The sequence below is a fragment of the Vibrio sp. 704 genome (assembly GCF_033339295.1).
Window position 1 is genome coordinate 42,566 of record NZ_JAWOUH010000029.1, and the last position, 6,331, is coordinate 48,896.

Genomic DNA, 6,331 nt, shown 5'->3' on the forward strand with positions numbered 1-6,331 from the left:
TCTAATAATCCGGTTTGTGTCTTAAGACATATAGCTAGTATATTGGTATAACGATTGTCTTCACTAGTCTCATAGAAGATTTGTGCACAACAACCAATGGCAGAGCCATTATTGGGAGAATTTAATGAAATCAGTTTTAAAAGTGTCGCTACTTGCTGCAACAGTTATGCTAGCGGTAGGTTGTCAGAAAGAAGAAACTAAAACAGAAACCGCACCTCAAGCAGAACAAGTTCAAGCAGAAACCGGTAAAGCGGTTCACTTTAAAACCGACGACGACAAAGCGGCATACGCAATCGGTGTTTCATTTGCTAACTACCTAAGCACAAGCATCGACAAGCCAAGCGAAATCGGCATTAATCTTAACAAAGATTTGGTACTAAAAGGTATCGAAGACGTCTTCAAAGGCAATGCTGAATTGAATGAAGAAGAAACACGTGCAGCACTAGAATCTCTAGACAAGCGTGTTGCAGAAAAGATGCAAGCACAAGCGGCTGAGAAAGCAGCTGAAGCGAAAAAAGCTGGCGATGATTTCCGTGCTGAGTTTGAGAAGCAAGAAGGCGTAGTGAAGACAGATACAGGTCTTCTATACCAAGTAATGACACCAGCTGAAGGTGAGAAGCCAAAAGACACTGATACGGTTCAAGTACACTACAAAGGTACTCTGATCGACGGTACTCAGTTCGACAGCTCATACGATCGTGGTGAACCTGCAACGTTCCCACTTAACCGTGTAATCCCAGGTTGGACAGAGGGTGTTCAGCTAATGCCTGTGGGTTCTAAATTCAAATTCGTTATCCCGCCAGAGCTAGCATACGGTGACCAAGACACACCAAGCATTCCTGCTAACTCAACGCTAGTATTTGAAGTTGAGCTGCTAAAAGTTGAGAACGACAACGCAGAGCAATAACAATAAGCTGCGATAAGTTATTGAAAAAGGTCCGTTTAACGGGCCTTTTTTGTTCTAGGTCACTAGTTGGTGAGTTTGCTAGGTTGCTTTTCAAATTTTCTGATAAACTTACACCAATTTGTTGATTTTTCGCTCGAAGGCTTATGACAACTACAGAAACAATAAACGCGGAGATGTTGCTCGAAATGGAATCCGTTAACGTGATGCCGTTTACCGAGCACGACAAAATCATTTTAAGATCTTATGAGGCGGTCGTGGATGGTATCGCCAGCCTGATAGGTCCATTTTGTGAAATCGTTCTTCACTCTCTAGAAGACTTAAATACCTCTGCAATTAAAATCGCTAACGGTGAAAATACGGGGCGCCAAGTCGGCTCACCAATCACTGATTTAGCGCTTAAGATGCTAAAAGACATCGAAGGCTCGGAGCGCAACTTCTCACGTTCGTACTTTACCCGTGCAAAAGGTGGCGTGTTGATGAAGTCGATTACTGTCGCCATTCGTAATGGCGAAAATCGCGTGATTGGTTTGTTGTGTATCAACGTCAACTTGGATGCGCCTTTCTCGCAAGTTCTTCAGTCTTTCATGCCGACGCAAGAAGCGAAAGAAGCGGCTTCCTCGGTCAACTTTGCTAGTGACGTAGAAGAGCTGGTGGACCAAACTGTTGAACGCACCATCGAAGAGATCAATGCGGATAAATCCGTGTCTAACAACACCAAAAATCGCCAGATCGTGATGGAGTTGTACGACAAAGGTATCTTCGATATTAAAGATGCCATCAACCGTGTTGCGGATCGCCTTAATATTTCAAAACACACCGTTTACTTGTACATTCGTCAACGTAAAACCGAGGATGATGAAAGGTGAGTAAACTGACTTACACGTTAGTGGTGAATGGTCCCGTTTATGGCAGCCAGTCAGCGCGCAGTGCTTATCAGTTCGCCAAAGCGTTGATAGAGCAAGGCCATCAGCTAGTGAGCGTCTTCTTTTATCAAGATGGTGTGACTAATGGTACTGCTTTGAGTGTGCCAGCCAACGATGAATTTGATCTCAATAAGGCGTGGCAGTCTTTGGCTAAAGAGCATGGTGTTCGCCTAGAAACTTGTGTCGCGGCCGCTTTGCGTCGCGGGATTGTAAGTGAAGAAGAAGCGAATCAACATGGTTTGGTTCAGAACAATCTAGCCGATGGTTTTGAACAAGCAGGCTTAGGTAGCCTAGCTGAAGCGATGTTAACCCAAGACAGAGTGGTACAGTTTTGAGTCAGTTAACTTATCTATTTCGTAGTGCGCCACATGGCAGTGCAGCTGGTCGTGAAGGTGTGGATGCACTGTTAGCCGCGTCGGCTTACTGTGAAGATATCAGCGTCATTTTCATGGGGGACGGGGTATACCAGCTTCTACTCGGACAAGACCCCAACAATATTTTGAGTAAAGATTACGCGCCGATGTTAAAGCTTTTCGATTTATACGACATCGAACAAGTCTTTGTGTGTTCAGAGTCGTTAACCCAGCGAGGTTTGGCGCAAGCGGATTTAGTCATTGAAGCCCAAGCGTTAAGCTCAGAACAGCTCAAAGATAAGTTACAACACGCTGGCAAGCTACTGTCTTTTTGAGGAAGTTATGTTACACATCATAAAAACAGTCTCTGCTCTAGAAGACGCCATGCCCTTATGCAGTGAACAGGATGACATCTTACTTATAGAAGATGCAGTGTACGCTGCTAACTCGCAACATAAAGCATTTTCCCATCTAAAAAACCGCAGCGTATTTGTGTTAGAGAGCGATGCGCAAGCTCGCGGTATTGCAAATCGTATCAGTCCATCGCTGACGATTGTGAATTATTCAGGCTTCGTTGAACTAACAGCAAAACAGGATAAATCCCTAACTTGGGATTGAACAAGATTTGCTGTCGACAAAGCTTTACGGATGAATTGTTCTAATTGAACAAAAAAGATCCGTATATTTCTTGACACACCTCTCACTGCTGCATAGAATTTTGCGTCCCTAACTGCATTGGCAGTTGGGGATAGATTTTTCACAAAGCTTACTTTCAAGTAAATCAGGAGCTAGTTAATGGCAACTATTAACCAGTTGGTACGTAAGCCACGTGCAAAGCAAGTTGTTAAAAGCAACGTGCCTGCACTAGAAGCGTGCCCACAAAAACGTGGTGTATGTACTCGTGTTTACACTACTACACCTAAAAAACCTAACTCAGCACTTCGTAAAGTTTGTCGTGTACGTCTGACAAACGGCTTCGAAGTTACATCGTACATCGGCGGTGAAGGTCACAACCTTCAAGAGCACTCAGTTGTTCTAATCCGTGGTGGTCGTGTTAAAGACCTTCCAGGTGTGCGTTACCACACTGTTCGCGGCGCACTAGACTGTGCTGGCGTAAATGACCGTAAACAAGGTCGTTCTAAGTACGGTGTGAAGCGTCCTAAGTCTTAATGGATTCCGTTAAGTAAGGCCAAACACTAAATTATTTTTAATTTTTTGAAAAAACTGAAAAGTTTTGGATAAAACCTGAAGAAGACAACGGAGATAAATCCATGCCACGTCGTCGCGTCATTGGTCAGCGTAAGATCCTTCCAGATCCAAAATTCAAATCTGAATTGCTGGCAAAATTCGTTAACATCCTAATGGTTGACGGTAAAAAATCTACTGCAGAGAAAATCGTTTACACTGCACTAGATGCTATGGCTGAAAAGTCTGGTAAAGACCACTTAGCTATTTTTGAAGAAGCTCTTGAAAACGTTCGCCCAGCGGTAGAGGTTAAATCTCGCCGTGTTGGTGGTTCAACTTACCAAGTACCTGTAGAAGTACGTCCGGTTCGCCGTAACGCACTTGCTATGCGTTGGTTGGTTGAAGCTGCGCGCAAGCGTGGTGAAAAATCTATGGCTCAACGCCTAGCTGCTGAAATGCTAGACGCGTCTGAGAACAAAGGTACTGCGGTTAAGAAACGTGAAGACGTTCACCGCATGGCTGACGCAAACAAAGCGTTCGCTCATTACCGTTGGTAATACCTTCTGTGCTGCGAGGTTCTCTCGCAGCACTTTTCTATACTCTAAGGTACACCTTAGTAAGAGGATACAATCGTGGCTCGTAAAACTCCTATTGAGCTCTACCGTAATATCGGTATCTGTGCTCACGTAGATGCAGGAAAAACAACCACAACTGAGCGTATTCTGTTCTACACTGGCCTTTCTCACAAAATCGGCGAAGTTCACGATGGTGCAGCAACCATGGACTGGATGGAGCAGGAGCAGGAGCGTGGTATCACTATCACATCCGCTGCGACTACTACATTCTGGCGTGGTATGGAAGCACAGTTCCCTGAGCATCGCGTAAACATCATTGATACCCCTGGACACGTTGACTTTACTATCGAAGTAGAGCGTTCTCTTCGTGTACTTGATGGTGCTGTGGTTGTGTTCTGTGGCTCATCTGGTGTTGAACCTCAGTCTGAAACTGTATGGCGTCAAGCAGACAAATACCACGTTCCACGTTTGGTATTTGTAAACAAGATGGACCGTGCGGGCGCAGACTTCCTACGCGTTGTGAACCAAATTAAGAATCGTCTTGGTGCGACTCCTGTTCCAATCCAGCTGAACGTTGGTGCGGAAGATGAGTTCAGAGGTGTCATCGACCTTATCAAGATGAAAATGATCAACTGGAATGATGCCGATCAAGGCACTTCGTTTACTTACGAAGACATCCCAGCTGACATGATTGAACTTGCTGAAGAGTGGCGCAACCACATGGTTGAATCCGCTGCTGAAGCTAGCGAAGAGCTGATGGACAAGTACCTTGAAGAAGGTGAATTGACTGAAGCTGAGCTCAAACAAGCTTTACGTACTCGCACACTAAATAACGAAATCGTACTGGCTACTTGTGGTAGTGCGTTTAAGAACAAAGGTGTTCAAGCGGTACTGGATGCAGTAGTTGAGTTCTTGCCATCGCCAGTTGACGTACCTGCAATTAAAGGTGTCGACGAAAGAGAAAATGAAGTTGAGCGTCATGCTGACGACAACGAACCTTTCTCTGCGCTAGCGTTTAAGATTGCGACTGACCCATTCGTGGGCACGTTAACTTTCATGCGTGTTTACTCCGGTGTTGTAAACTCGGGTGACGCTGTTTACAACTCAGTAAAAGAGAAGAAAGAGCGTTTCGGTCGTATCGTTCAGATGCATGCGAATAAGCGTGAAGAAGTGAAAGAAGTTCGCGCTGGTGATATTGCAGCTGCTATCGGTCTGAAAGACGTAACCACAGGTGACACGCTGTGTGATCAGAACCACAAAGTGATTCTAGAGCGCATGGAGTTCCCTGAACCAGTTATTCAGATTGCTGTAGAGCCTCGTTCTAAGGCAGACCAAGAGAAAATGGCTATCGCGCTAGGTAAACTAGCAGCGGAAGATCCATCATTCCGCGTGGAAACGGACGACGAATCAGGTCAGACTCTGATCTCAGGTATGGGTGAACTTCACCTAGACATTATCGTTGATCGTATGAAGCGTGAATTCAGCGTTGATTGTAACGTTGGTAAACCTCAGGTTGCTTACCGTGAAACCATTCGTGGTAAAGCGGAAGTTGAAGGTAAGTTTGTTCGTCAATCAGGTGGTCGTGGTCAATACGGTCATGTTTGGGTCAAACTTGAGCCTTCTGAGCCTGGTGAAGGTTTCGTATTCGTAGACGAAATCGTGGGCGGTGTGATTCCTAAGGAATACATCAGTTCGGTATCGAAAGGTATCGAAGAGCAAATGAATAGTGGTGTTCTAGCGGGTTACCCTGTACTAGATATTAAAGCTACACTATTTGATGGTTCTTACCACGATGTAGACTCAAGCGAGATGGCGTTTAAGATCGCTGGCTCGATGGCATTCAAGAAAGGTGCACTAGAAGCACAACCTGTGATTCTAGAACCTATGATGAATGTCGAAGTAACCACTCCGGAAGACTGGATGGGTGACGTTGTTGGTGACCTAAACCGTCGTCGCGGTATCATTGAAGGCATGGACGAAGGTGTGGCTGGTCTTAAGATCATCCGTGCTCAAGTACCACTATCCGAAATGTTCGGTTACGCAACTGATCTACGTTCTGCAACTCAAGGCCGTGCGTCTTACTCTATGGAGTTTCACGAGTACGCTGAAGTGCCGAAAAACTTCGCAGATAAAATTATTGCAGAGCGTGGTTACTAATTGACGATTGAACTGCAAAAAGTTTACGACTTTTTGCGAGATCAGGGCGTCCAAATATTGCGCTAACGGGCGTTGGCGCATAAAATAACAATTTCTGGCGCGTCGTCGATCAATAATGATCACGACGAATCATAACTAGGAAGGAACACGATCGTGTCTAAAGAAAAATTTGAACGTACGAAACCGCACGTTAACGTTGGTACTATCGGCCACGTTGACCACGGTAAAACA

At 45.1% G+C, this 6,331-nt stretch carries 8 protein-coding genes; all 8 read left to right on the forward strand.

From position 1 onward, the window contains the following. Positions 1-124: 124 nt before the first annotated feature. The 8 genes from fkpA (at position 125) to fusA (ending at position 6,100) form a co-directional block, all read left to right on the forward strand. Complete coding sequence (gene fkpA, locus R7R24_RS22970) at positions 125-907, forward strand: FKBP-type peptidyl-prolyl cis-trans isomerase (RefSeq protein WP_017821751.1); 783 nt, start codon at positions 125-127, stop codon at positions 905-907. A 143-nt stretch (positions 908-1,050) separates the two neighbouring features. Next, a complete protein-coding gene (locus R7R24_RS22975; RefSeq protein ID WP_005382804.1) occupies positions 1,051-1,773 on the forward strand; it encodes a transcriptional regulator in 723 nt (240 codons plus the stop codon). Continuing rightward, complete coding sequence (tusD, locus tag R7R24_RS22980) at positions 1,770-2,165, forward strand: sulfurtransferase complex subunit TusD (RefSeq protein ID WP_017633744.1); 396 nt, start codon at positions 1,770-1,772, stop codon at positions 2,163-2,165. The genes R7R24_RS22975 and tusD overlap by 4 nt, the downstream gene beginning before the upstream one ends. After that, entirely contained in the window at positions 2,162-2,518 is a 357-nt protein-coding gene (gene tusC / locus R7R24_RS22985) for a sulfurtransferase complex subunit TusC (RefSeq protein ID WP_005382801.1), read from the forward strand. The genes tusD and tusC overlap by 4 nt, the downstream gene beginning before the upstream one ends. A 7-nt stretch (positions 2,519-2,525) precedes the next feature. Continuing rightward, positions 2,526-2,801: a sulfurtransferase complex subunit TusB gene (tusB, locus tag R7R24_RS22990; RefSeq protein ID WP_005382799.1), complete on the forward strand. Its 276-nt coding sequence runs from the start codon at positions 2,526-2,528 to the stop codon at positions 2,799-2,801. 177 nt (positions 2,802-2,978) lie between these two features. After that, a complete protein-coding gene (gene rpsL, locus R7R24_RS22995; protein ID WP_004399892.1) occupies positions 2,979-3,353 on the forward strand; it encodes a 30S ribosomal protein S12 in 375 nt (124 codons plus the stop codon). Between the two features lie 101 nt (positions 3,354-3,454). Then, positions 3,455-3,925: a 30S ribosomal protein S7 gene (rpsG, locus tag R7R24_RS23000; RefSeq protein ID WP_005382796.1), complete on the forward strand. Its 471-nt coding sequence runs from the start codon at positions 3,455-3,457 to the stop codon at positions 3,923-3,925. Positions 3,926-4,000: 75 nt separating this feature from the next. Next, positions 4,001-6,100, forward strand: a complete 2,100-nt coding sequence (fusA, locus tag R7R24_RS23005) for an elongation factor G (RefSeq protein ID WP_005382794.1) — start codon at positions 4,001-4,003, stop codon at positions 6,098-6,100. Positions 6,101-6,331 lie beyond the last annotated feature (231 nt).

What these genes read in the sequence shown, in the direction of transcription:
- rpsL (WP_004399892.1), top strand. Translation starts at nt 2,979, where the DNA reads ATGGCAACTATTAACCAGTTGGTACGTAAGCCACGTGCAAAGCAAGTT.
- R7R24_RS22975 (WP_005382804.1), top strand. Translation starts at nt 1,051, where the DNA reads ATGACAACTACAGAAACAATAAACGCGGAGATGTTGCTCGAAATGGAA.
- tusB (WP_005382799.1), top strand. Translation starts at nt 2,526, where the DNA reads ATGTTACACATCATAAAAACAGTCTCTGCTCTAGAAGACGCCATGCCC.
- rpsG (WP_005382796.1), top strand. Translation starts at nt 3,455, where the DNA reads ATGCCACGTCGTCGCGTCATTGGTCAGCGTAAGATCCTTCCAGATCCA.
- fkpA (WP_017821751.1), top strand. Translation starts at nt 125, where the DNA reads ATGAAATCAGTTTTAAAAGTGTCGCTACTTGCTGCAACAGTTATGCTA.